The organism is Thiocapsa bogorovii, assembly GCF_021228795.1.
GTDB classification, from domain to species: Bacteria; Pseudomonadota; Gammaproteobacteria; order Chromatiales; family Chromatiaceae; genus Thiocapsa; species Thiocapsa bogorovii.
The window spans coordinates 811,035-834,622 of record NZ_CP089309.1 but is presented as its reverse complement, the minus strand read 5'-3'; the positions used below and the strand labels follow the sequence as shown (position 1 = coordinate 834,622).

The 23,588-nt window shown below is 64.3% G+C and carries 26 protein-coding genes; 15 read left to right on the top strand and 11 right to left on the bottom strand.

The window, feature by feature from the left end:
- Nucleotides 1-86: 86 nt before the first annotated feature.
- The 7 genes from dmeF to LT988_RS03820 all read right to left on the bottom strand — a co-directional run bounded on the left by dmeF (nucleotide 87) and on the right by LT988_RS03820 (nucleotide 6,344).
- Entirely contained in the window at nucleotides 87-1,133 is a 1,047-nt protein-coding gene (gene dmeF / locus LT988_RS03850) for a CDF family Co(II)/Ni(II) efflux transporter DmeF (protein ID WP_232408919.1), read from the bottom strand.
- 113 nt (nucleotides 1,134-1,246) lie between these two features.
- The gene (locus tag LT988_RS03845; RefSeq protein WP_232408918.1) at nucleotides 1,247-1,492 is read right to left on the bottom strand and encodes a FeoC-like transcriptional regulator; all 246 of its coding nucleotides are present in this window, start codon (nucleotides 1,490-1,492) and stop codon (nucleotides 1,247-1,249) included.
- A 52-nt stretch (nucleotides 1,493-1,544) separates the two neighbouring features.
- Nucleotides 1,545-3,917 (bottom strand): Fe(2+) transporter permease subunit FeoB, encoded by a 2,373-nt coding sequence (gene feoB / locus LT988_RS03840; protein ID WP_408648071.1) that lies wholly within the window; start codon nucleotides 3,915-3,917, stop codon nucleotides 1,545-1,547.
- 2 nt (nucleotides 3,918-3,919) lie between these two features.
- Nucleotides 3,920-4,153 (bottom strand): FeoA family protein, encoded by a 234-nt coding sequence (locus tag LT988_RS03835; RefSeq protein ID WP_232408917.1) that lies wholly within the window; start codon nucleotides 4,151-4,153, stop codon nucleotides 3,920-3,922.
- 69 nt (nucleotides 4,154-4,222) lie between these two features.
- Nucleotides 4,223-4,519, bottom strand: coding sequence for a FeoA family protein (locus tag LT988_RS03830; RefSeq protein WP_232408916.1), 297 nt, complete (start codon nucleotides 4,517-4,519; stop codon nucleotides 4,223-4,225).
- Nucleotides 4,520-5,153: 634 nt separating this feature from the next.
- Complete coding sequence (locus LT988_RS03825; protein ID WP_232408915.1) at nucleotides 5,154-5,456, bottom strand: TusE/DsrC/DsvC family sulfur relay protein; 303 nt, start codon at nucleotides 5,454-5,456, stop codon at nucleotides 5,154-5,156.
- A gap of 108 nt (nucleotides 5,457-5,564) precedes the next feature.
- A complete protein-coding gene (locus LT988_RS03820; protein ID WP_232408914.1) occupies nucleotides 5,565-6,344 on the bottom strand; it encodes a DUF3050 domain-containing protein in 780 nt (259 codons plus the stop codon).
- Between the two features lie 217 nt (nucleotides 6,345-6,561).
- Between LT988_RS03820 and LT988_RS03815 the strand changes: the two genes are divergently transcribed.
- Nucleotides 6,562-7,260, top strand: coding sequence for a sulfite exporter TauE/SafE family protein (locus LT988_RS03815; protein WP_232408913.1), 699 nt, complete (start codon nucleotides 6,562-6,564; stop codon nucleotides 7,258-7,260).
- Nucleotides 7,257-8,150, top strand: coding sequence for a sigma 54-interacting transcriptional regulator (locus LT988_RS03810; protein ID WP_232408912.1), 894 nt, complete (start codon nucleotides 7,257-7,259; stop codon nucleotides 8,148-8,150). The genes LT988_RS03815 and LT988_RS03810 overlap by 4 nt, the downstream gene beginning before the upstream one ends.
- Nucleotides 8,151-8,346: 196 nt before the next feature.
- Here LT988_RS03810 and LT988_RS03805 read toward each other — a convergent pair whose 3' ends face one another.
- Nucleotides 8,347-9,093 (bottom strand): hypothetical protein, encoded by a 747-nt coding sequence (locus LT988_RS03805; RefSeq protein WP_232408911.1) that lies wholly within the window; start codon nucleotides 9,091-9,093, stop codon nucleotides 8,347-8,349.
- 205 nt (nucleotides 9,094-9,298) lie between these two features.
- Between LT988_RS03805 and LT988_RS03800 the strand changes: the two genes are divergently transcribed.
- From LT988_RS03800 to LT988_RS03750, 11 genes are all read left to right on the top strand, one after another.
- The gene (locus tag LT988_RS03800; protein ID WP_232408910.1) at nucleotides 9,299-10,174 is read left to right on the top strand and encodes a PHP domain-containing protein; all 876 of its coding nucleotides are present in this window, start codon (nucleotides 9,299-9,301) and stop codon (nucleotides 10,172-10,174) included.
- Nucleotides 10,175-10,183: 9 nt separating this feature from the next.
- A complete protein-coding gene (locus tag LT988_RS03795) occupies nucleotides 10,184-10,807 on the top strand; it encodes an L-threonylcarbamoyladenylate synthase (RefSeq protein ID WP_232408909.1) in 624 nt (207 codons plus the stop codon).
- A gap of 115 nt (nucleotides 10,808-10,922) precedes the next feature.
- Complete coding sequence (locus tag LT988_RS03790) at nucleotides 10,923-11,594, top strand: site-2 protease family protein (RefSeq protein ID WP_232410507.1); 672 nt, start codon at nucleotides 10,923-10,925, stop codon at nucleotides 11,592-11,594.
- Nucleotides 11,595-11,612: 18 nt separating this feature from the next.
- Nucleotides 11,613-12,830 (top strand): tryptophan--tRNA ligase, encoded by a 1,218-nt coding sequence (locus tag LT988_RS03785; protein ID WP_232408908.1) that lies wholly within the window; start codon nucleotides 11,613-11,615, stop codon nucleotides 12,828-12,830.
- 106 nt (nucleotides 12,831-12,936) lie between these two features.
- On the top strand, nucleotides 12,937-13,809 hold the full coding sequence (locus tag LT988_RS03780; protein ID WP_408648040.1) for a segregation and condensation protein A: 873 nt from the start codon (nucleotides 12,937-12,939) through the stop codon (nucleotides 13,807-13,809).
- On the top strand, nucleotides 13,751-14,401 hold the full coding sequence (gene scpB, locus LT988_RS03775; protein ID WP_232408907.1) for an SMC-Scp complex subunit ScpB: 651 nt from the start codon (nucleotides 13,751-13,753) through the stop codon (nucleotides 14,399-14,401). The genes LT988_RS03780 and scpB overlap by 59 nt, the downstream gene beginning before the upstream one ends.
- Before the next feature lie 347 nt (nucleotides 14,402-14,748).
- Complete coding sequence (rluB, locus tag LT988_RS03770) at nucleotides 14,749-15,648, top strand: 23S rRNA pseudouridine(2605) synthase RluB (protein WP_232408906.1); 900 nt, start codon at nucleotides 14,749-14,751, stop codon at nucleotides 15,646-15,648.
- A gap of 66 nt (nucleotides 15,649-15,714) precedes the next feature.
- Nucleotides 15,715-16,203 (top strand): type II RES/Xre toxin-antitoxin system antitoxin, encoded by a 489-nt coding sequence (gene parS, locus LT988_RS03765; RefSeq protein ID WP_232408905.1) that lies wholly within the window; start codon nucleotides 15,715-15,717, stop codon nucleotides 16,201-16,203.
- On the top strand, nucleotides 16,203-16,664 hold the full coding sequence (locus LT988_RS03760) for an RES family NAD+ phosphorylase (protein ID WP_232408904.1): 462 nt from the start codon (nucleotides 16,203-16,205) through the stop codon (nucleotides 16,662-16,664). The genes parS and LT988_RS03760 overlap by 1 nt, the downstream gene beginning before the upstream one ends.
- Before the next feature lie 53 nt (nucleotides 16,665-16,717).
- On the top strand, nucleotides 16,718-18,007 hold the full coding sequence (locus LT988_RS03755) for an APC family permease (protein WP_232408903.1): 1,290 nt from the start codon (nucleotides 16,718-16,720) through the stop codon (nucleotides 18,005-18,007).
- A gap of 39 nt (nucleotides 18,008-18,046) precedes the next feature.
- On the top strand, nucleotides 18,047-19,060 hold the full coding sequence (locus LT988_RS03750; protein WP_232408902.1) for a phosphoglycerate mutase: 1,014 nt from the start codon (nucleotides 18,047-18,049) through the stop codon (nucleotides 19,058-19,060).
- 122 nt (nucleotides 19,061-19,182) lie between these two features.
- On the opposite strand, the gene LT988_RS03745 is transcribed toward LT988_RS03750, so the two are convergent.
- The 3 genes from LT988_RS03745 to LT988_RS03735 form a co-directional block, all read right to left on the bottom strand.
- A complete protein-coding gene (locus LT988_RS03745; protein WP_232408901.1) occupies nucleotides 19,183-19,659 on the bottom strand; it encodes a YbaK/EbsC family protein in 477 nt (158 codons plus the stop codon).
- An 8-nt stretch (nucleotides 19,660-19,667) separates the two neighbouring features.
- Nucleotides 19,668-20,231, bottom strand: coding sequence for a DUF427 domain-containing protein (locus LT988_RS03740; RefSeq protein WP_232408900.1), 564 nt, complete (start codon nucleotides 20,229-20,231; stop codon nucleotides 19,668-19,670).
- 333 nt (nucleotides 20,232-20,564) lie between these two features.
- The gene (locus tag LT988_RS03735; protein WP_232408899.1) at nucleotides 20,565-21,167 is read right to left on the bottom strand and encodes a DUF938 domain-containing protein; all 603 of its coding nucleotides are present in this window, start codon (nucleotides 21,165-21,167) and stop codon (nucleotides 20,565-20,567) included.
- Between the two features lie 512 nt (nucleotides 21,168-21,679).
- On the opposite strand from LT988_RS03735, the gene LT988_RS03730 reads away from it, so the two are divergent.
- On the top strand, nucleotides 21,680-22,918 hold the full coding sequence (locus tag LT988_RS03730; RefSeq protein WP_232408898.1) for a hypothetical protein: 1,239 nt from the start codon (nucleotides 21,680-21,682) through the stop codon (nucleotides 22,916-22,918).
- A 33-nt stretch (nucleotides 22,919-22,951) separates the two neighbouring features.
- Nucleotides 22,952-23,563: a hypothetical protein gene (locus LT988_RS03725; RefSeq protein WP_232408897.1), complete on the top strand. Its 612-nt coding sequence runs from the start codon at nucleotides 22,952-22,954 to the stop codon at nucleotides 23,561-23,563.
- Nucleotides 23,564-23,588 lie beyond the last annotated feature (25 nt).

Below are 23,588 nucleotides of genomic sequence, written 5' to 3'. Positions count from 1 at the left end.
TCGCTCGTGATCGGTCCGCCGTTGGATACGGCGCGATCATCAAGCCCGGCGGGTGAGGCGTCCGCTGTCCAAGATCGCCGACCGTGTCAAATACTTGTATGGGGCGTGAAGCGGTCAACTGCAGGATCGAGGGTTATTGACTCGCCCCCGCATGCCGGCTGTCGGCACTGATTGACCTCGACCGTGATGTGAAGCAAGCCCTTCATGCCGGAGAGCAGCCCGCGGTAGTGCTCGACGGGGCGCGGATGGTGAGTGACGAGCGACAGGATGCAGGCGCGACCAGCCGGAGCGATCCGCCAGACATGTAGATCGGAGACCTGGTTGTCGGCGTCGGACTCGATGCGTGTGCGGATCTCTCGCTCGATCTCGCCGTGATCGCCGGCGTCCAGCAGCACTTGCGCGCTCTCGCGCGCAAGCCCCCAGGCCCAGCGGCCCACCAGGATGGCGCCGACGATACCCATCAAAGGGTCCATGAATGCCCAGCCGTAGAGCATGCCCATCCCCAGTGCAACCAGCGCCAGCACGGAGGTCAGGGCATCGGCGATCACATGCAGATAGGCCGCCTTGAGGTTGTGATCCTGGATGTCTGCCAATCCGTGACGCTGCTCGTGAGCGTGGTGGTGCGGATGCTTAGGCTCATGCGGATGAGCATGCTCGTGATGGTGGTGATCGTGTCCGGAATGACCCAGCAACCAGGCGCTGAGCAGGTTCACGGCCAGACCGAAGACGGCGACGATGATCGCTTCCTCGTAGCGGATCTCGACCGGATCGATCAGTCGGCTCAAGGATTCGAACACCATCCAAACGGCACCGGCGGCCAGCAGCAGCGCGCTCGTATAGCCTGCGAGCGAGGGCACCTTGCCGGTCCCGAAGGTGAAGCGAGGATCCGCGCCGCGCTGCCGCGCGAAGGCATAGGCGTAGGCGGCGATACCGAGCGCTGCGGCGTGACTGCCCATATGCCAGCCATCCGCCAGTAGGGCCATCGAGCCGGTGATCCAGCCCGCCACCAACTCCACGCACATCGCCGCGAGCGTAAGACCGACGACCCAGCGCGTTCGACGCTCGGCATCCGCCTGGTCGGCGGTCGAGAAGTCGTGGCTATGATCCCAGTCGCTGATGTCGTGTTTCTGCATGGGCATCTCGTCTGTGATCCAAGCCGCTATCGCCTCCGATCTGTGTGCTCTTGGCCGACAACCGATAACCGACAGCTCATCGCCGACGGCGGATGAATCCTCTCACGCCGACCTCAGCCCTCCGCTGCATGAGCTCCCTCGCCGATCCACTCATAGGTTTCGATGGTTGCCGGGTCGCATTTGCTGCAGCCCGAGCTGCATCCGGCCGAACCCGTGATCCGACGGACTCGGCCTTTGCGCTCCAAAATGCTCAGCATGCCGCGCAATGCGTCCGGGCTGGACTCGAAGCGATAGGCGAGATCCATCAAGCCGACCCGATGGTGTTGCTCGAGATAACCGGTGAGCTCCGATAGGATCATGCACGATCTCCTTGATGATGTGGGGGTCGAGGGCGTCGATCCGAGACGGGAATCAGGTCCCTTCGCGGACGAGCCCGGACGGCCGCGGACCTCCGCGCTCTGCACTGAGCCGCATCCCGATGACCACAGCGGCGAAGAGGGCCAACATGCCGGTGATCCAGGCCGCCGAGCTGGTCGGGTCGCGCGCAAAGATCGCGCTCTGATAGAAGACGGTGGCGACGATATAGCCGAGCCCGGTCGTCCAGAGCACCGTGAAGACCGCCCAGCCCGGCGATGTCTCGCGATAGATGGCCGCAATCGCCGCCACACAGGGTGCGTAGAGCAGGATAAAGAGCAGATAGGCGAAGGCGCCGGCGGCTCCGTCGAAGCGCGAGGCCATGGCCCCGAAGGTACCTGTGGTGATCTCTTGAGACTCGGCCACGACGGCCGTGTCGGTGAGGTCGCCCACGTTCAAGCCGATCGGGTCCTCCCAACTGCCGATTGCATCGGTAAGGTTCGCGGGAATCGTCGCCAAGGCACCGAGCAGTCCGGCCTTCATATCGAAGGGCGTTTCCTCTTCGGCCTCGCCGGCGTCCGAGACTGCGAGGGCCGAATAGGTCGCATCCAGGGTACCCACCACGGCTTCTTTGGCCAGGATGCCGGTGAAGATGCCGACGGTGGCCGGCCAGTTCTCCGCGTCCAGGCCCATCGGTGCAAAGGCAGGCGAGAGCGTGCGCCCGACCTCGGCGAGGACGGATTTGTCGCTGTTCTCGTTGCCGAAGGATCCGTCCGTGCCGACACTGTTCATGACGTTAAGCACCAGCACCATGGGGACGATGACCTGCCCGGCGCGCACCACAAACCCTTTGGTGCGGTCGATCGTGCGCAAGGCGACACCTTTTAGCGTCGGCAGATGATATGGCGGCAGCTCCATGATGAAAGGCGTGGCGTTGCCCTTGAGTAGGGTGCTCTTCATGACGAAGCCGGTCAGCACCGCGACCGCGATGCCGATGAGGTAGAGCCCGAAGACGATGTTCTGACCGCCGACCGGGAAGAATGCGGCGGCGAAGAGCACATAGACCGGCAGACGCGCACCGCAGGACATGAAGGGCGCCATCAGGACCGTCAAGGTCCGGTCGCGTTGGTTCTCCAGGGTCCGTGTCGCCATGATCGCCGGCACGTTGCAGCCGAAGCCGACCAGCAACGGCACGAAGGACTTGCCCGGCAGGCCGACGGCGCGCATGAAGCGATCCATCACGAAGGCTGCGCGGGCCATGTAGCCCGAGTCCTCCAGGATCGACATGAAGATGTACAGGAAGGCGATGATGGGGATGAAGGTCGCCACCACCTGAATGCCTCCGCCGATGCCGTCGGCCAGCAACAGGACGAGCCACCCGGGTGCGCCGAGAGCGGCGAGGACATGGGCCGTCCCGTCCACGAAGAGCGTGCCGGCGGCCTGGTCGAAGGCGTCGATGAAGGCCCCCCCGATGTTGATCGTGAACATGAACATCAGATACATCACGACCAGGAAGATCGGGATGCCGAGCAGTCGGTTAAGCATCACGCGATCGATGCGATCGGAGAGGTTGCGCGAGACCTCTCCGACCTGGGTCACGGTGGCCTGGGTCATGGCGTGGGCGAAGCTGTAGCGGGCATCCGCAATCAGGATGTCGATATCGTCCGCCTGATCGCCGAGCAGCGCCTGGACCTCGCCCGGCTGCAGGTGGTCGCCCACCAGACGCTGCGCCAGATCGTCACCCTCCAGCAGACGGGCCGCAAGCCAGCGCGGCGAGTCGCCGTTGTCGCGCGCGACGGTCGCAACACGCGGCAAGAGCGCAGCGATCGCCTTTTCGAGCACCGGCTGATAGGGGATCTCGACCTGCGGGATCGGATGGGTCGCTTGGCTCTCGAGCAGGACGTGCTTGAGCTCCGCGATGCCTTCTCCGGTCGCCGCCGAGATGGGGACAACCGGACAGCCTAGACGCTTCGCGAGGGCTGCGACGTCGATCCGCATACCCCGCTCGCGGGCGACGTCCATCATATTGAGTGCCACGACCAGAGGGCGGCCCATCTCCATCAGTTGGGTGGTCAGATAGAGATTCCGCTCGAGGTTGGTCGCGTCCAGGATATTCAGGACGAGATCGGCCTCGCGATCGTGAATGAAGTCACGGGCAATGCGTTCATCGAGCGAGAGATCATGGTCCGAGACATCCAGCGAGTAGGTGCCGGGCAGATCGACGAGGTGAACGATGGCACCCTCGAAACGATAGCGCCCGATCTTGCGCTCCACGGTCACACCCGGCCAATTCCCGACGCGCTGACGCGACCCGGTCAGCGCGTTGAAGAGGGTCGTCTTGCCGCAGTTCGGATTGCCGACCACGCCGACGGTCAAGGGCTTGCTCAACGTTTTGTTCCCCGTTCCCGGTTTGGTGTCGCTCGGGAGGATGCTCACGAGAGTCGCTCCACCAGCAGAGCGGCCGCCTCGTCCTTGCGAAGGCTAATCGAGCAGCCACGTACCCGAATCTCCACGGGATCACCGAGCGGTGCGACCCGGAGCACCTGGATCTCTGCACCGGGGGTCAGCCCCATCGAAAGGAGCTTGCGGCGATACGCGGGCGTGCCGGCGTCAAAGCCCTGGACCCGGCCGTGATCGCCGGACTTCATATCTCTGAGGGTGGTCATGAGCGCTGATACGTTACTTGCGAATCGAAAAAGATCGGTTTCCGGAGGGCTTGCGCCAAATGCGCCTTGTCACTGGATCGGTGCAACCAAGATCTTGGCGGCCATGCCGCCGCCGAGCGCGATGCGCGACTCGCCGCGGGCGACCAGAAGTCCGCCGCCCTGACGTTGTACGACACGGACCTCGGATCCCACGTTCAGGCCAAGCTCCGTCAGACGCACCGTCAAGCCTTTACCGCCGTTTAGAGCGACGATTCGGAGGCTTGCCCCTTCGTCGGCCATCATGAGCGGAAAACCTTTCACGGGTGGGCCACTCGTCATCAGTGGCTCGTGGCCGATGGGGTTTGACAGGCCGTGTTGACCGAACATGGTTGATTCTCCGTTTCAAAGAGCCCGATCCGGGAACGTCGTCGGGGCTGAAAGGCGACATGGCGCACGCAGGGTGGGTCGAGCGCCGAGACGGACCATCGGGATGGGCTTGTCGTGGGGTTGCGGCGAGCGCTTGCCCGGCAGGCCTGACGCCTGATTCAAATGCTAGCCCAGCTTTAATCTAGTTGCAAATGATTCTCAACGCGAGGCAGTGTCGGGGCGACGTTCCGCCCTGATACGACCGCAAGACGATTCCGACAAGACGGCTCGCCACATGTCCTATTTCAGCAGTTTTTTCAACGGCTGCACATGATCCCGAGCGGGTTTTTCTGCGTCCGGAGTGACCCGGTGGTGATGAGGCGTCGGAGGTCAGCGGGGACGAGCGTGGAGTGATGCGCGCTTCGCATGAAGGAACGCGGTAACGTGTCGCCGAGATTCGTCCCGGCGAGCGCGCAGGAAGCCATCCGGGATGGTCGAACCGATGCGAGCGAATCGCGCCCCGCCCGGGGGCGGCGGGGTGTCGGAGTGCCGGGCTTCACCCTGTGCCAAGAGCACATTCGCTAAGAAAGCCCCGGTTCGAAACGCCTGGGAACCAACCGATGACGTCCATTCAGACGTCGAAGCTCAGGGCGCGCTAAACGCACCCGGTCGGCTTCGGCAGCCCGCCCCATTTGCAGATCAACTTCATGGGTCCCTTCTTGAAGATGTTGTAGAGGTCTTTGGTCGAGACCTTCTGCTTTTTGGCGAAGATGCGGATCGGCGGCACGACGCCGTCGGTTTCGTACATGGCCCGGGCCTCGCGGATGAAGTCCATGACCTGATCGGTCATCTCGAAGTCGTCCGCCTTGGCCAGCTCGATCGCAACCTCCTCGCTCCAGTCGTCGCGGTTGACGAGAAATCCTTCATTGTCCAAGGGAACACTCAGTGTTTCGGTCATGGGTACGACTCCGGGAAGTGGTCTGATCAGGATTGAAAAGTTCAATAGAATAGTGGTGGCGACGCGAATCGATACAAGGCGTTGGTTGCCTGCTCGTCCGACCGCTCGTCAGCCGCCGCGGCCCGCCTGAATCGCCTCCAGCACGCCGTCCCAAAACCGAATGCGGGCGCAGATCGCCTCTTCGGCAGCGGTTTCGGCCTCGCCGAGCCGTTTGGGGTCATCGTCGCAGAGCTGCTCGAGGAGTTTCATCGACAGGGGGCCATGGAAATCCTCGTCGAGGTGGATATGCCGGTTCAAATAATGATGAAAAACGGGTGCCTGCGCCTCGGTGATGTGCATCTGTCCGAGGAACTGCCGGAACATTCCGGGGATGAGCTTCTCGCGTCCGAGGGCCAGTGCAGCGGCGACGAGATGCGGCTTGTCCTCGCGGATGAAGCAGAAGGTGGTCTCGGAAAAATAGCGCGATGGCAGCGGCACCATCGGCGCGTAAAGGGCCTTGTCGACACCTTGCTCGGTGACGAGGTCGAGAAAGCGCTTCGGCATCTCGCCGTCGGCGCCGATCTCGTTCATGGCGCGACAGTACAGCTCGAAGTGGCTGGCGTACTCGACGCCGCCGCCCGGGAGCGGAAGGCTGTCGGATTCCTCTTCCAGGACAAGCTGGTTGATGAAATAGCGTACACCCGCGTCCCCATGCGGCATCCAGGGTACCGCGATGGGTGCAACTCGCGCTTGCAGGTACTTGATTAGGGACATAAAGTCCCAGACCGAAAAGATGTGATGACTCATGAAGACCTGGAGGTCCTCGATGCGCTCGATGGCGCTGTAGATCGGATGTGCGTTGAGCTGTTCCTGCAGGGGTTGGATGTGGTCCAGGTTCAGTGATGCCATGAGTCCCGTCCTCGTTATTTCAGTATTTCAGTCGACACTGAACCGACAATATAAGGCGTTAGGGCGAGAAATCTCCAGTGGCGCCTGATCGATGTCATCGCGGGTGGGGCGTCTTCGGATTAGCCTGGTCTCGGTTCGGGATCTTCATCCCGGCGAGAGGTGTGGCGATGGAGTCGGGCAGGATGACGGGCGATCGGGTCGGACGGGTTTCCCCGCGATGACGGGCTCCGCGTACGCGCTCGCATTCGTCGTCGGGCTGCTCAGTGCCATGCATTGTATCGGCATGTGCGGCGGCATCACCGGCGCCTTGAGCTACTCGCTGCCACCCGAGACACGCAACGATCGCAGACGGCTCGGGCTATTCGTGCTCGCCTTCAATCTCGGGCGGATCGCCAGCTATGCTGCGGCCGGGGCCCTTTCGGGTGCATTCGGGGCGGCACTGCTCGGTTCAGGCGCATCGCCTTGGATCTTCGAAGCCGTGCGCGTGCTGGCCGCCGGTATCATGATCGGCATCGGTCTCTACATCGGGGGTTGGTTTCCCCGGTTCGCGACGATCGAGCGCTTGGGCATGCCCCTATGGCGTCGGCTTGAGCCGCTCGGGCGGCGCCTCCTGCCGGTGACTACGCTGCCGCGCTCCGTGCTGTTCGGTATGGTCTGGGGATGGTTGCCTTGCGGGCTGGTCTACAGCATGCTTCTCAGCACGCCTGCGCAAGGTGGCGTCCTGGCCGGGGCACTCTACATGACCCTGTTCGGCGCCGGAACCTTGCCGGTTTTGGCACTGGGCGGAGTCTTCGCCGGTCAGCTCTACCGGCTCGGTCAGGACAGACGCTTCCAGGCGGCGGCCGGTATCGGTGTCATCCTGCTCGGACTCTTGACCCTGAGTACAACCCAAACGATTGTGGACGTAGTCACATGACGACTCTGATTGGCCAGTCCCCCGCCTTTACCCGACTTCGTAATGCCCTGTCGCTGGTTGCCGCTACGGATGTGGGGGTTCTCCTGTTGGGCGAGCCCGGTACGGGAAAAGAGACCCTGGCGCGCGAGATCCATGCGTGCAGCGCACGTCGGGATGGTCCCTTCGGCGTGCTCGCCTGCGCGGGAGCGCCGCCCGAAGCGCTCGAGGGCTGTTTGGCTGCGTTTGCGCAGGATGCGCCGGCGACCCTCTACCTGGACGAGGTCGGTGAGCTGAATGCGGCGGATCAGGCGCGACTGCTGCATGCCATCGTTGCGCAGGACGCCCCTCGCGACGGGTCTCGCTCCGGAGTCAGGCTGAGGGTCATCGCGGCCTCGGCTTTGGACCTCGATCGGCTCGTACAGGAAGGGGTCTTTCGGCGCGATCTGTATCTGCGCCTCTGTGTCGTTCCGCTCGAGGTCCCGCCTTTGCGTGACCGGGCGCTCGATATCCCTGCGCTGACGCAGCACTTCATCACGACCGCGGCGGCGCGGCATCGGCTCGATCCGCCGCGGCTTAAATCCGGTGCGGAGCGCTTGCTGCGCCGGTATACGTGGCCGGGCAATCTGCGCGAGCTCGCCAACCTGTGCGAGCGTCTCGTGATCCTCCTTCCGGGCACCGAGGTGGGTCCCGAGAACCTACCCGGCGAGGTGATACGGGGTGCGCCGCAGTCGGAGAAGGACATCGGTTTCTCGCTGCCGCCGCACGGGATCGATCTTAACGACCTCGAGGCGGAGCTGATCCGCCAAGCCCTCTCGCTGGCCGGCGGAAATAAGAGTCGGGCCGCGCGTCTGCTCGGGTTGACGCGAGATACGTTGTTGTATCGCCTTCAAAAACACATTATCGGCGGCTAAACCGCGTCCCCGTGCTGTCCGGCGATGTTGCAATCTGAGGCGACGGTCGGAACCGTGTCTGCGCGTCGGCGCCGGACGCGGTTTAGAAGATCGAAAAATAATCTCTGAGCCGCGTCTCCGCCGGCGGTAGTGGACTGCGCCACGCCGAAAGAATTCTCGAAAGAATGCATGTACCTCCGACGCGGTTCAGCGCGGTTCAGTGTAAACGCTGACCGCTGCACCACTTGTCGAAGTAACGCTGCATCACCTCGCGGACAGGTGCAGGGTAATTCAGCGCTTCCATCTGTCCCATGCCCTCGCGGAAGAAATTGGGTGCGTGGTCGGGCAGTTGCTCGCCGATAGCGGCGAAGGACTCTTCCATCAGGGCGGGCTGCTGGCTGCGCGTGGCGACGATCCCTCGGTTGATCAGGAGGACGAGCCAAGGATCGGTCGGGTCGGTCGGGTCCATACCCTGGACGCGGTCTGCGCCGATGCCCTCTGCAATCTCGCCCATCAGGCCGTAAAGCTCGGCGAGCTCCTCGGGTCGGCTCAACCGATTCGCGAGTATGGCCAGGGCGTTCACGACATCCTCCGGGTGCTGGAGCTCGCCGCCTCGGCGCAACATCCAGCATGCGAAAGGGACTGCGAGGACCTCGACCGCTTGCGCCTGTGATTCGAGACTCAGACGCCGCGCGACATCGCCGAGCTCGCGAAGCAGGCCGAGTCCGTGCTCGAGCAGGGCCTCGGGTTCCGCGCCGGTGACCGGGCGCGACACCTGTGCTGACTCGCCGCGCGGTTCGGCCTCGCCGGCGCGCACGGCGTCGAGCAGTTGCGCGAATCCGCTCAGCGACACCTGCGGTGCGGGCTCGACTGTCTGCTCGGAGTCGTCGTAGGCGCGCTGGATCTCGTCGCCGAGTCGCTTGAGCTCATCCGCGATATCGCTGAGGTCGACCTTCGGGAGCATGGGCTGATCATCCTGGCAACAGAAAGAAACCGAGGTCGGATCGACCGATCCGGCCTGCGTCCTGCAGCGGCGCGGCATCGAGTCGTTGCAAGCGGACTCCGACCGCCTTACCTGGAAAATATAGCAAGAGCGACCATACCCGTCTCGTGCGCGGTCTCACGTCGGCCCGAGGCATGCATCCGCGGGATCGGTTAGACTAGTCACGATGAGAAAAAGCCCAGATCTCCACAGTCATTCCACGGCCTCCGACGGCACCTTGACCCCCGATGCGCTGATGCAACGCGCGTGCGCGTCCGGTGTACAGGCCATCGCTCTTACCGATCACGATACCACCGAGGGCCTCGCCGAGGCACGCACCGCGGCCGAGGCACTCGGTCTTCGGCTCGTCCCGGGGGTGGAGATCTCGGTGACCTGGGGCGGCCGCACGGTTCACATCGTGGGTCTCAATGTCGATCCCGAGAATGTCGCCCTACAGGCGGGCCTGAGTCGACTACTCGCCTATCGAGGCTGGCGCGCCGAGGAGATCGGGCGCCGCCTGGCCCGGCAGGGTATCGAGGGCGCTTACGATGGCGCGAAGGCGTTCTCGAACGGTCGTCTGATCGGGCGCACCCATTTTGCCCGCTTCCTGGTCGCGCAGGGCCATGCGCACGACCTTCGGGATGTCTTCAACCGCTATCTGGTCAACGGCAAGCCCGGTCATGTCAGCGGCGAATGGGCGACCCTCGACGAGGCGACCCGCTGGATCACGGGCGCGGGAGGTCAGGCCGTCATCGCCCATCCGGCGCGCTACAAGCTCACGCGCACCCGCCTGCTGAAGTTACTCGGTGAGTTCCGCGAGTGCGGTGGCGTGGGTCTGGAGGTCGTCTCCGGGAGCCACAGCCGTGACGAGATCTTCAATTTCGGTTGTCTCGCGCGCGACCAAAAGATGCTTGCCTCTGCCGGCTCCGACTATCACGGCCCCGAGAACCCTTGGATCGATCTGGGACGTTTGCCCGCCCTACCGAAGGCGTGTACGCCGATCTGGCACGACTGGCCCGATCTCGACGCCGAATCGAGCTTGCCTCGAGTCGCTGCCGGTTGATCGCGGGCCATGGCGCAGTTCTTTCAGATCCATCCCGCGAATCCTCAGGCACGGCTGATCCGCCGCTCGGTCGAGATCCTGTTGGAGGGTGGCGTCATCCTCTATCCGACAGACTCGTCCTACGCGCTCGGCTGTCAGATCGGCGAAAAATCCGCGATGGAGCGGATCCGCCGGATCCGCAAGCTCGACGACAAGCACAACTTCACGTTGGTGTGCCGAGACCTCTCCGAGATCACGACCTACGCCAGGATCGACAATCAGGCCTTTCGGTTGCTGAAGACACTCACCCCCGGTCCCTACACCTTTATCCACGAGGCGACCAAGCAGGTTCCGCGGCGTCTCCTGCATCCCAAGCGCAAGACGATCGGCATCCGGGTGCCCGACAACGAGATCTGTCGTGCACTGCTCGGCGAGCTCGACCAGCCGATCCTCAGCACCACGCTGATCATGCCGGGTGACGATCGACCCCTCACCGACCCCGAGGAGATGCGGGAGCTGCTCGACAAGCAGGTCGATCTCATCATCGACGGGGGGTTCTGCGGGGTTGAGCCGACCACCGTGGTCGACATGACCGCGGAGCCGCCGAGCCTGATGCGTCTCGGCAAGGGCGATGCGACCTTGTTCGAGGAATGAGCCGCGGTAACGTTGCGCGGCGGCTGTGCCGCGCGCGGAACGGCTCCGTGGAGAGCAGGGTGCGTCGCACGCGCGTCGGCGAAAATCCCACGTGCGCTCGGTATATAATGCCGCGATGGAAGCCCTGAACCCCTACCAACTGCTGGCCGTCCTCGCCATCCCGGTCCTGTTTGCGATCACGGTCCACGAGGCCGCACACGGATGGGTCGCAAGCAAGCTGGGCGATCGCACCGCCTTGATGCTCGGTCGCGTGACCTTCAATCCGATCAAGCATATCGATCCGATCGGAACCATCGTGGTTCCTCTCGCCACCTTTTTCCTGGTGGGATTCCTCTTCGGTTGGGCGAAACCTGTGCCGGTCAATTGGCGCAACCTGCATCACCCCCGTCGAGACATGGCCCTGGTGGCGATCGCGGGTCCGGGGGCGAATCTGCTGATGGCGCTCTTTTGGGGAGGCATGATCAAGCTGGGTATCCTCCTGTTGCCGATCAGCCAATGGATTGCCCTTCCTTTGGTGTACATGGGCGCTGCCGGAATCCTGATCAACGTCTTCCTGATGGTTCTGAATCTGATCCCTCTGCTGCCGCTCGACGGCGGGCGGGTGCTCAACGCGATGCTTCCGCCGAAACTGGCCGCGCAGTTCTCGCGATTGGAGCCTTTCGGGCTGATCATCCTGCTGGCATTGCTGATCACCGGGCTCCTCGGAGCGGTTCTGCTGCCCCTCGTGATCGGGACCGTGGGCCTGCTCCCGGGTTCGGCGATCGTGAGAGAGCTCTTCTTCGTCTGATTACGAGGCTGCCAAACCTTGACTTCCGTCTCCGCACACCACTCGCGCGTCCTCTCCGGGATGCGTCCTACGGGCCGTCTCCATCTCGGACACTATCACGGTGTCCTGAAGAACTGGCTGGAGCTTCAGCACGAATACGAGTGTTTCTTCTTCGTCGCCGATTGGCATGCCTTGACGACGCACTACGAGGATCCTTCGATCATCCCGACGAGCACTCGCGAGATGGTGATCGACTGGTTGGCCGCCGGGATCAATCCGGGCTCGGCGACACTCTTCATCCAATCGCGGGTTCCGGAGCATGCCGAGCTGCATCTTCTGCTCTCCATGATTACGCCTCTGGGCTGGCTGGAGCGGGTGCCGAGCTACAAGGACCAGCAGGAGAAGCTCAAGGAGCGCGATCTTGCGACCTACGGCTTCCTCGGTTACCCGCTGCTCCAAAGCGCGGACATCCTGATGTATAAGGCCGGGCAGGTCCCGGTCGGAGAGGATCAGGTCGCCCACGTGGAGCTGACGCGCGAGGTCGCGCGGCGCTTCAATCACATTTACGGTCGCGAGCCCGGCTTCGAGGAGAAAGCGGAGGAGGCCAAGCGCAAGATGGGCAAGAAGAACGCCAAACTCTTCGATCGGCTGAGGCGCAGCTATCGGGAGCAAGGCGATCAGGAGGCATTGAGCGTGGCCCATGCGCTTCTGGAGGGGCAGGGCAATATCACCCTGGCCGATCGCGAGCGACTGCTCGGGTATCTCGAGGGCGGCGGACGGGTCATCCTGCCCGAACCCATGCCGCTGCTGACCAAGGCCTCGAAGATGCCGGGGCTGGACGGGCAAAAGATGTCCAAGTCTTACGGTAACACCATCGCCTTGCGCGACGAGCCTGCCGATGTCGAGAAGGCGCTGCGGACCATGCCGACCGACCCCGCGCGGGTGCGCCGGACCGATCCGGGCGATCCGGAAAAGTGCCCGGTTTGGCAGTTCCACCTGGTGTATTCGAACGATCAGGTTCGCGACTGGGTGCAGCAGGGCTGCCGCTCGGCCGGCATCGGCTGTTTGGACTGCAAGCAGCCGGTGATCGACGGTGTGCTCGCCGAGCTGATGCCGATGCAGCAACGCGCCAGGGAGTACTCGGCCCAGCCGGAGCTCCTGCGCAACGTCATCAACGAGGGCTGCGAGCGTGCACGCGATGTTGCACACGAGACGCTTGAAGAGGTTCGGCACGCGATGTCCCTGGTGATGAGCTAAACCGCGCTCGGCGTCCGGGCGTTGGCCAGAGGTGCTCTCGGCGTCGCAGCCGTCGGTCGGCGACGGCAGGGCGCGGTTTAGAACACCCAAATTTAGGGACTCAAGTATGGCGGATGAAGGCACAGACCGGCAGCCGCCGCCGGGGCAACAGCAGGAGATGCCGCTCGAGGTGGCGCCCTTCGCCATGGTGCGGGGCTTGCCTTTCCTGACCTTGCCTGTGGATCTCTATATTCCGCCGGACGCGCTCGAGGTCTTTTTGGATGCCTTCGAAGGACCGCTGGATCTACTGCTCTATCTGATCAAGCGACAGAATCTCGACATCTTGGATATCCCGATCGCGGCCATCACCGCGCAGTACATCGAATACGTCGATCTCATGACCGAGCTGCGCCTGGAACTGGCAGCGGAGTATTTGGTTATGGCTGCAATGTTGGCCGAGATCAAATCCCGGATGCTCCTGCCGCGTGTGCAGGCCGCGGAGGAGGAGGGCGAGGATCCGCGCGCCGAGCTGGTGCGTCGGCTCCAGGAGTACGAGCGGTTCAAGCAGGCTGCGCAGGATCTGGACGCACTTCCAAGGTTGGAGCGGGACGTCTTTGCCGTCCGGGCCGAGGTGCCGCCCGGTCATGTTCAGCGCGTCCCACCCGATGTCGATTTTCGCGAGCTGCTTCTCGCCATGCGCGAGGTGATGGCCCGCGCCGATCTCTTCACGCGCCATCGCGTCGAGCGTGAGTCCTTGTCGCTGCGCGAGCGCATGTCGTGGGTGCTCGAGCGTCTGAGCGACGGCGGTTTCCTCGCCTTCACGGACCTCTTCGATATCACCGAGGGACGCCAAGGCGTTGTGGTGAGCTTTCTCGCGCTCTTGGAGCTGATCAAGGCGGCGACATTGGAGCTGGTCCAGGCCGAGCCGTTCGCCCCCATTCATGTGCGTCTGCGCGAGACGGCGGCGGGCGAAGTCCTCGACGAGGCGGCAGGTGCTTAAGCAGATCGTCGAAGCCGCTCTGGTCGCCGCGGGCGGGCCGCTGACCGCGGACCAGCTCTTGGCGCTCTTTCTGGACGAGGAACGTCCGTCGCGTGCCGATGTGCTCGCGGCGATCGGCGCACTGCAGCAGGACTATGCCGAGCGCGGTCTCGAGATCGTCGAGGTTGCCGGCGGCTGGCGTGTTCAGGTGCGCGCGAGCATCGCCCCTTGGGTGGCCCGCCTGTGGGACGAGCGACCCCCGCGCTACTCGCGCGCCCTGCTCGAGACGCTCTCGCTGATCGCCTATCGGCAGCCGATCACACGCGGCGAGATCGAGGACATCCGCGGGGTCGCCGTCAGCACGCAGATCGTCAAGACCCTGACCGAGCGGGAGTGGATCCGTGTGGTCGGCCATCGTGATGTTCCCGGCCGACCTGCGCTCTTCGCGACTACGCGCAAGTTCCTGGATTATTTCGGTCTTCGGTCCCTCAACGAGCTGCCGACCCTCGCCGAGATCCGCGCCCCGGATTTCCTGATCGACGAGGCATTGGCGCTGGAGGCTCCCACCCACGATGCCGCGGATAAAAAGCCCCGAGACGACGCTGGTGTATGATCGTAGGATCGCCGCCAGCCGCCAGCCGCCAGCCGCCAGCCGCCAGCTTCACTCTGCCGTCTGAGAACCGAATCCAAGCCGCAAACCGAATCGATAGCTGATGGCCGATCCTAAATCCGGCATTGAGAACCGCAAAGACGCAAAGGACGCAAAGGAAAACAAAAATTTGCAATGACGATGTTCGCCTTTCGCGTGAATAGCGTCATTGAAGCAAGGCATTGAACGCCTTAGCGTCCTTTGCGCCTTTGCGGTTCAACGACTCTTTTTAGGCCGATAGCAGGAAGCAGGAAGCAGGAAGCAAGCCCCTGGACGCTGACCGCCCAAGACGATAAACCCGAGAGCCCGATATGACAACCGACCGACGTTCCCCTCCGCCGCCACCTGCCGATGAGCCCGTGCGCCTGCAGAAGGCCCTTGCCGACGCTGGACTGGGCTCGCGTCGAACCATCGAGGGTTGGATCAGCGAGGGGCGGATCCGGGTCAACGGTGATCTCGCCAAGCTCGGCGATCGGGTCACCAGCCGGGATCGGATCCGTATCGACGGGCAAGACGTCAAGCTCAAGGGGCGGCGAGATAAGATTTCTCAAGTCATCGCTTACCACAAGCCCGAAGGCGAGCTGGTCACGCGCCGCGATCCCGAGGAGCGCCCGACCGTGTTTCGTCGCCTGCCCAAACCCAAAGAGGGCCGATGGATCGCGGTCGGGCGGCTCGACATCAATACCTCCGGACTCATCCTCTTCACCACCGACGGCGAGTTGGCAAACCGGCTCATGCATCCCTCGCGCGAGGTCGAGCGCGAGTACGCCGTGCGTATCCTTGGCGAGGTGCCCGAAGGAACGCTCGAACGTCTTGCCGCCGGCATCGACCTGGAAGACGGGCTCGCCAAGTTCGACGCCGTAACAGAGCGCGGCGGCACGGGCGCGAATCGCTGGTTTCATGTCGTCCTGCGCGAGGGTCGCAACCGCGAGGTGCGCCGTCTCTGGGAGGCCGCCGGCTGCCAGGTGAGTCGGCTTATCCGCATTCGCTACGGCAATATCGAGCTCGGGCGACGCCTCTATACCGGAAACTGGCGACCCTTGTCCGAGGACGAGCAGAAGACCTTGATGGCGCTGGCCGGTCTGACGCCCCCGGTGCCCAAGCGCCGACAGATCCGCCCCGGGGCAAAACCTTGGCAGTCCAAACGACCGAGCGGCGAGTCCCCCTTCGCGCGCGGTCCCAAGTGGGGCCGGCCACGGGGCGATCGCTGAGCCCGGGCTTGCGTGATTGCCGTTTGGGTGTACTCTTAATGCCATATCGCATTTCGAGGGTCTGTGATGGAGTCGCACGCGAGAGTTTTCCGGATTCCGGTGTCTTCCGGTGCCGCCGACGCCGAGATCGCTCCCGGAGGTGGGGCGACGGTCTTTCTGCGCCTCGGACTTCCGACCGATCGGGCGGGTCTGGTCGCCGAGAGCCGCCGTGGCTTTCCGGTGACCGTCATCGAGCGGCTGGCCGAGATCCTCGACCGGCCGCAGCAGACTCTGCTGCGAATCGCCAAGATTGCACCGTCCACTCTGACCCGGCGTCGGCGCAGCCCCGACGGGCGCCTGTCTCCGGAAGAGAGCGATCGTGTCTACCGCATCGCGGCTGCGTTCGGCGATGCGGTGGATCTCTTCGAGGGCGACGCCTCCGCCGCGTCCGGGTGGCTCGGCGAGCCGGCGAAGGCGCTGGGCGGGACGGCGCCGATCGAGCATCTGGATACCGAGGCCGGCGCCACGCAGGTGCACGACCTCATCGGGCGTCTGGAGCATGGCGTCTACAGCTGATGCGGGTCTTTCGGCTCGTCAAGGAACGATTCGCCGACAACGCCCTGGACGGTTCGGGCGCGAAGGTCTACGGCGGACGCTGGAATCGCAAGGGTAATGCGGCCGTGTACACCTTGGACAGCATCGCGCTGGCGGCTCTCGAGCTTCTGGTGCATCTGCATCGCAGCGAGGTGCTGAATCGGTATTGTTTGGTGACCCTCGATCTTCCCGATGAGGATGTGCTGGTTCTGGACGACGCCGGACTGCCCGAGGATTGGCGAGACGATCCCGCACCTGTCTCGACCGCGGCGATCGGAAGCGCCTGGTTGGCCGGCGGCCAATCACTCGCGCTGTCGGTTCCGAGTGTCCTGATTCCGCAGCAACGCAACTTTGTGTTGAATCCCGGTCATGCGGCGTCAGGCGCGGTGTTCGCGACGGCAACGCTCGAATCCTTCGATCTTGATCCACGTCTTGTTCGTTGATTCGATTGCGATCGATTCGAGGCAACGACGACACGGACTGCGATGCCGTAGCCATGAGCAGACCCCGCTTTATCGACCGACGCACCGCGATCCTGATCGTCGTCGCCAACATGATCGGGACAGGCGTGTTCACGACGCTCGGCCTCCAGGCGGCCGGAATCCCCGACGGCGCAGCCTTGCTGCTGCTCTGGCTGATCGGCGGCCTGATTGCGCTCTGCGGTGCACTCTCCTACGCGGAGTTGGCCGCTGCCTTGCCACGCTCGGGCGGGGAGTACCACTTCTTATCGCGGATCTTTCATCCGCTGCTCGGCCAGTTGGCCGGCTGGGTGTCCGTGACGGTCGGTTTCGCGGCCCCGGTGGCCTTGGCAGCGATGGCGATGGGTCACTATGCCGCGACCGTCCTTCCGGCGCCGCCCACGGCGATCGCGGTGACGGCCTTGGTCCTGATCACGGCCGTGCACGCCTTCGACCTGGATCTGGGGCGGCGCGTGCAGGTCGTCGCCACCTGGCTGAAGATTGCTGTCATCCTGCTGTTCTGTGTCGTTGGGCTTGCTCTGCCGGCGACCTCGGGCAGTCTTTCAGTGCTGCCCTCCGCAATGACGCTCGAGGCGGTTTGGAGTGCGCCATTCGCCGTGTCCTTGATTTATGTCGCCTATGCCTACTCCGGGTGGAACGCCGCCGCCTATGTGGTGGACGAGGTCCAGGACCCGCACCGTGCGGTTCCTCGGGCGCTGCTGCTCGGCACGCTGAGTGTCACGCTGCTGTATCTTCTGCTCAATCTGACCTTCCTGCGCACCGTCGACTACGGCGCCTTGGTCGGTCGCGTCGAGGTCGGTGCGCTCTCCGCCGAGACCATCTTCGGCGCCGTCGGCGGGCATCTCATGAGCTTGGTGCTGACCCTCTTGCTGGTCTCGACCGTCAGCGCCATGGTGCTTGCTGGACCGCGCGTCTTGGAGCGTATCGGCGAAGATCTGCCGTTCTTCCGACCGCTCGGTGTGCGCAATCGGCGCGGCGCACCGACCCGTGCGGTGTTGCTGCAACAGGGTTTGGCGCTTGCGATGATCCTCACGGGCTCATTCGAGGGCGTCTTGAGCTTTGCGGGTTTCACGCTCACACTCTTCGCGGTCATCACCGTCGCCGGTGTCGTCCGTTTGCGTCGGCGCGAGCCGAACCTGCCGCGACCCTTTCGGGTGCCCTGGTATCCGCTGCCGCCCTTGGTGTTTATCCTGGTCAGTCTGGCGAGCCTACTTTTTCTTGCGGCGGAACGACCGCTCCCGGTGTTGCTGGCCGTGCTTCTCCTCGGTCTCGGCTGGGTGTCCGTGAGGCTGTCGGGGCGTCGCTGAGGCTCAGGCTGTCGCCGTCTCCGCCGTTCCGGAATCATCATGCTGACTCTCATCTGCCCTGGCCTCCTCGGCCCGATCCCGGCGGCCCCGGAGACACTCCCGAAGGTTTCGGCCATCGATCGGCTGCTCGCGCGCGCGGATCTTATCCCGGCCGGCGGGCACAGCGCTGGGATCGCACTTTTGAGGGACGTCGGCGTTTCGATCGACCCGGACGAGGACGCCCCGACGGCCTCGCTCAGCCTCCTCGGCGAGGCATCGGATGCGCGGTGCGACGGCTATTGGATGCATGCCGATCCGGTGCATCTGCGCCCGGATCGCGACCGCCTATTGCTCTTTGCCGGCGAGGGTGTCGCGCCCGACCGTGCAGAGGCGGATGCCCTGGTTGCACTCTTCAACAGCCATTTCGCCGCAGATGGGCTGCGCCTCACCGCGCCACACCCGAATCGGTGGTATCTAAAATCGGATCGGATCCTGGACCTGCGCACCGAGACCCTCGAGCGCGTCGTCGGCGGGCCTGTCCCGATCGATCTCCCGAGCGGTGCGGATGCCCGGCGCTGGCGTGGCCTGATGAACGAGGTTCAGATGCTCTTTTACGGCAGTGAGGTCAATCGTCTCCGCGAGCAGGTCCGGCGTCCGGCGATCAGCGGCATCTGGACCTGGGGCGGCGGCGTGCTGCCGGAGCGCTCGGGCGAGCCTCCGGACGCGGTGATCGGGGATGATCCGCTGACCGCGGGTCTGGCACGATGGTGTGGGGTTGCGCACCGCTCGCTTGAGGGATGGTCGCCGCAGGAGTCGCTCCCGGGGCGGCGCCAACTCGTGCTCTGGGACCGGCTCGGTGCGGCGCTGCTGGAGCGGGATCTCGCGGGCTGGTCGACCGCATTGGAGGCGCTGGAGGGAACGATCGCCGTGCTCGAAGCGCGGATCAAACGCCGGGGCCTCGACGAGGTCCGGCTCGACCCCTGCGAGGGGATCGTCTATCGGCTGACGCGATCCTCGGCCCGGCGCTTCTGGCGTCGCGGTGGGTTGGCCGAGGGGCTGGTTCGGCACTCTTGAGTGGCGGGGCTCGAACCGGCGCAGGCCCCAGACGGGCCGATCGGTCCGCCTTCGGACTGTTCCGGAGGCCTCGGCCAGAGTTCGCGGAACGGCCGACGGTCCAGCTCGACGGTCGACTTCGTTCAGGTCGCCATCTCGACCAGTGTGGGTTTGAGGAGCGCGAGTGCATCGGCGGTCGCAAGCGAGATGATGTAGCCGCGCTTGCCTCCGTTGATGTAGATCCGCGGCAGTGCGGCGATTCCGCTATCGCAGTAAACCGGCATGGCGCGCCGCGTGCCGAAGGGCGAGGTGCCGCCGACCTGATAACCCGAATGCTTGTCCGCGATCTCCGGCGCGCAGGGTTGGACGCGTTTTACGCCGATGGCGCGTGCAAGGGCTTGGGTGGACACTTGCCGATCCCCGTGCATCAGCACGATCATCGGGTTGCCCCGATCGTCCTCCATGATCAAGGTCTTCACGACCAGGTGCTCGTCGACGCCATGCTCGCGCGCAAACTGCGCCGTTCCGCCTCCGTCGACGTAGGTGTAGGGGTGGTCTTCGAAGTCCACCTTGGCGGCGCGCAGTGCGCGGACGGCTTGCGTGACGGGTGCTTTCGGCATCGGTTCCGTTACCAGTGCGAGGTCCCGGACTCGCCCTTGAATGGACCGACGACGTCGGCGGTGATCCATCCGCCGTAATAGCCGCCGGGCTGCGCAATCACGCGTTCCCCGTCGAGGAAACACGCGACCCGTCCGGGATAGAAGCAGATCCACCCCGCATGGGGCTCGAAGCCCGCGAGAGGCTCCGGATAGCACCAGGCGACGTCGATCGCGGGGCCGGCGGCATTCTTGACCCGGAAATAGCGTGCCTGGCCTTTCCATTCGCAGAAGCTGCGCGTCGGCGAGACCGTCAGGAGCGCCATCGCGACATCCTGCGGCGGGACATAGAGCGTCGGCGGGCTGCCGGTCTCGCAGACCCGAACCGCACGGTTGGAATCGGCCAGGGTCACCGTGCCGGCGAGGACTCGGACGGGTCGTGGCTCGGGGCGGATCGCGGGCGGACGAGGGTAGTCCCAGACGGACTCTTGATCAGGGCCGGGCTCAATGGCGAAGTCGGGTCGTGTCTGCCCGCGAAATCGCCATGCCGCGCGGGCACGTGCGATCCGGGGGTCGTCTGTCGGCATCTCGGGCATGGGATCTCACCAGGAAATGGTTCATCAATAAGGAAAACGACTCGCCGAGAGAATATCTTTCGTTTTGGTTGTTGTCGTTCTCGACAACGACGACCACAACCATTACGACGTAGAGTGTGGTGCTCAGCTTTCTTCTGGATTGTGACTAAACCGCGTCCCGAGTGAAATGCGTTGTTTTCATCGAGGGTCGGGCTTAGGGTCTTTTCCGACCTTTGGGGAGACGCGGCTTAGAATTTAACTTTTCGATATCTTAAACCGCGCCGTCTCCAACGGTCGTTAAGTCTGCCGCGGCTGTTCCTGTCCGCAGACATCGCAGACCGCGCCGGGCGCGGTTTAAGGGATACGCTGCCAAACCAAGGTGCGGTTGTTGACCGGCATCGGGTGATCCGCGATCAGCTCCATGCCGTTGTCGCGGGCCATTCGGATCAGAAGGTCGAGGTCGCGGATGCCCATCGCGGGGTCGCGCGAGCGCAGCATGGCGTCGAAGCGTGCGTTGCTCTCGCTGGTGTAGCGACCGCCAACGTTGAAGGGCCCGTACAGCACGAAGTGCCCGCCATCGATCAGGACTCGGCCGACGCCCTCGAACATTGCCTCCACCTGCGATTCCGACATGATGTGTGCGGTGTTGGCGCTGAAGACGGCATCGAAGCGCTCCTCCGGCCACAGGCCGGTCACGTCGAGCACGCGGACGGGCGGTAGATTGGGCAGGGCGGCATCGTCCAGCCAGGCCCGGATTCCCGGAAGATTGTGCGCGCAGTCGCTGGTCTGCCAGATCAGATGGGGGATGGCAGCGGCGAAGAAGACCGCATGCTGACCGGTGCCGCTTCCGATCTCGAGAAGGTGACGGGCCTCTTGAAAAAGCGGGCCGATCACGTCGAGAATCGGGCGCTTGTTTTCTTCGCAGGCTTCCGAGTAGGGTTTGTCGATCGGATACATGGTCTTTGCCGTTCGGGGGTGAATCGGGGCTGCAATGCTCGCATGTTCCGGCCATACGCGATGCAATGTCGCACTCCGAGCAGTCCGGACGTCGGGGCGCACGGGTCGATCGACAACCGGTTTCGCATCGCAACGGATCGAAATTGCATCGGATCGGTCCGCGCGATCCGTTATGCTGCATACCGCGCGGTCCCCTCTGCGCTGAGGCACGCGGGCATGGACAAGAGCGTCGCCGGCGCGCAGTCCGGCGCCGAGTGGATTCCTACTGACCCGATATCGGAGACGGTCACATCGTGGAGACACCTTTGCACCGCACCCTCGCGGGGCCTGCGCTCCGGGCTCGCCCGATTCGGGCGGCCCCGCGGGTGCGAGCCGTCGCGGCGTGTGGGTTGCTCGGGCTCGCCGTCTCGCTCGCCGGTTGTGCCGGTGTGCGACCGGATCTCCCGGGGGGCGCCGCGTCGACAACGGACCCTGGTGTCGCTCGGGCGACGGAGCCTCCACGATGGGAGGGCTTGGACGATTCCCTTGCGTCCGAAGCGCCGACGGGCGGGGTGGTTCCGTCCGACGCGCTTGCGGCCGAGCCTCGTCCGGTCGACGGTGTGTTGTTCAACGATCCCGGCGCGCCACCGGTGCTCTTCAGCCAAGATCCCGCGATTCTTCGGGCCGAGGTGGCGGCCGAGTGTTTGTCTGCACGATCCATGTCGGTCTCGACGCGTGACGGGCTCGATGCATTGGTGGCAAGCCTGTATTCGTCTGTGATCGACCCGGCCGAAGGCACCGAGGCGCTGATCCTCGGTAACTGCGCTCCGACGACGGACATCGTGCGTGAGATGGTCGCAAAGGGCGGGGACCAGGCCATGCCTGCGGTTGCGGAGCGCGCCCGCGCTCTGAGTGCGCCTCAGGCGCGACGCGCGATCGAGACGGCGGCAGCCGACGGGCTCACGCGCCATCTCGAGTTGAACGGCTCGAGCAGCGGGCCCACGCGTCTCGCACGCGACCACGCGATGGCCTATTTCCCGTCGGCGGGATCGGCGGTGCGTATCGGGAGCTCGAACGGCGTCGATCGTTTGTATCGGCGTGCGATACCCGGTTTCGGCGTCTACACCTTCGTCATGATCGGCCCGAATGTCGAGCGCCTTGCGCAGACCGATCAGGACCGTCACCGCGAATTATTTCGACTCGTGGAGACCTATTCGGCGGTCGGCGACGACGCCGAGCCCGCACCGCGCCCCGATGCTCATGTTTTTTTGATCCCAGTCGATGCGGAGCTCGGAGGGATGCCTTTGTTCAATCAAGTCGCCGCTGATCTCTCCGATCGGATGCGCGGGAAGCTGATCCAGGAACTGCGCGAACGGGGCGAGGCGACCCTCGCGACGCGTCTGCAGAAGGGATCCGGTCCCTTCCTCGTTGCCGGTCTCGGTCCGGATCTACTGCATGGAGGGCCCGGTGACTACCGGCTCGTTGCGGATCTCTCCGGCCTCGGGATCGAGTACCTGTACGCGGTTGTCGACGCCTTCGATCGCGACATTGCCCCGGCGCTCGGCGGTCGACCTGAGAGCCTGGCGACGATCCGCGATCGACTCCGGGACGTCGGGGCGCCACAATCGGATCATGCGGGGACAATGGCGACCGTGGAACCGGTGTGGTTGTTCATGCTGGGCGGATCGGGCCAATCCGAGACCGGTGCGGCCATCGGTCGGCTGATCCCCGGCGTTGCGGGCATCCTGAAGAACGAGCCGCCGAGTGCCTGACCCGCTCGACGCCAGGGAGTGCAGACTAAGACGATGAATATCATTCCAACCGGTGTGGGTAGCTTGGTCCGCTTCCTGATCGGGATCTTTCTACTCCAGGGTGTCACGGGTCTCCTGGTGTACACGGCCTTGAGCACCGATTGGCACACGACCTGGCCGCTCTTCCTGCTTTTGGGCGGCTCGATCGGCACGTTGGTCGCCTTTTGGTTCAATACCATCGTTGCGGCGGACCGCCATCGTACCGTCTCGCGCGTGAGCGAGCGCTTTTCCAAGGAGCGCGAGAAGATCCGGGTCAAGGCCGAGCAGATCCGTGCCAAGGTCGGTCGCGACAACGCGGTCCTCCAGGCCAAGGTCCGGCACCGGGGTTCGATGGGTGCGAACCTCAAGACCGGTGTCGTGGTCGGCGGTGCCGTCGGTCTCGGTGTGGCCATGATGTTGGCTCAGTTCGTCACGCTCGGGCTGCTCACCCTGACGACGGCAGGGGGTGCCGCGCTCGGATATACCGCCCGGGTGCGCCAAGAGAAACATCTCGCGGCCAAGCGTCTCGCCGAGGAGGAGCGCATGCTCATGATGATGGACGGCGATCCGCCGCCGCGCCGCTTGACCGGCCGCAAAGGCCGGCGCAGCGATCCGGATGGCGATTGAGCTCGCAGCATTCAACCTGAAGGAT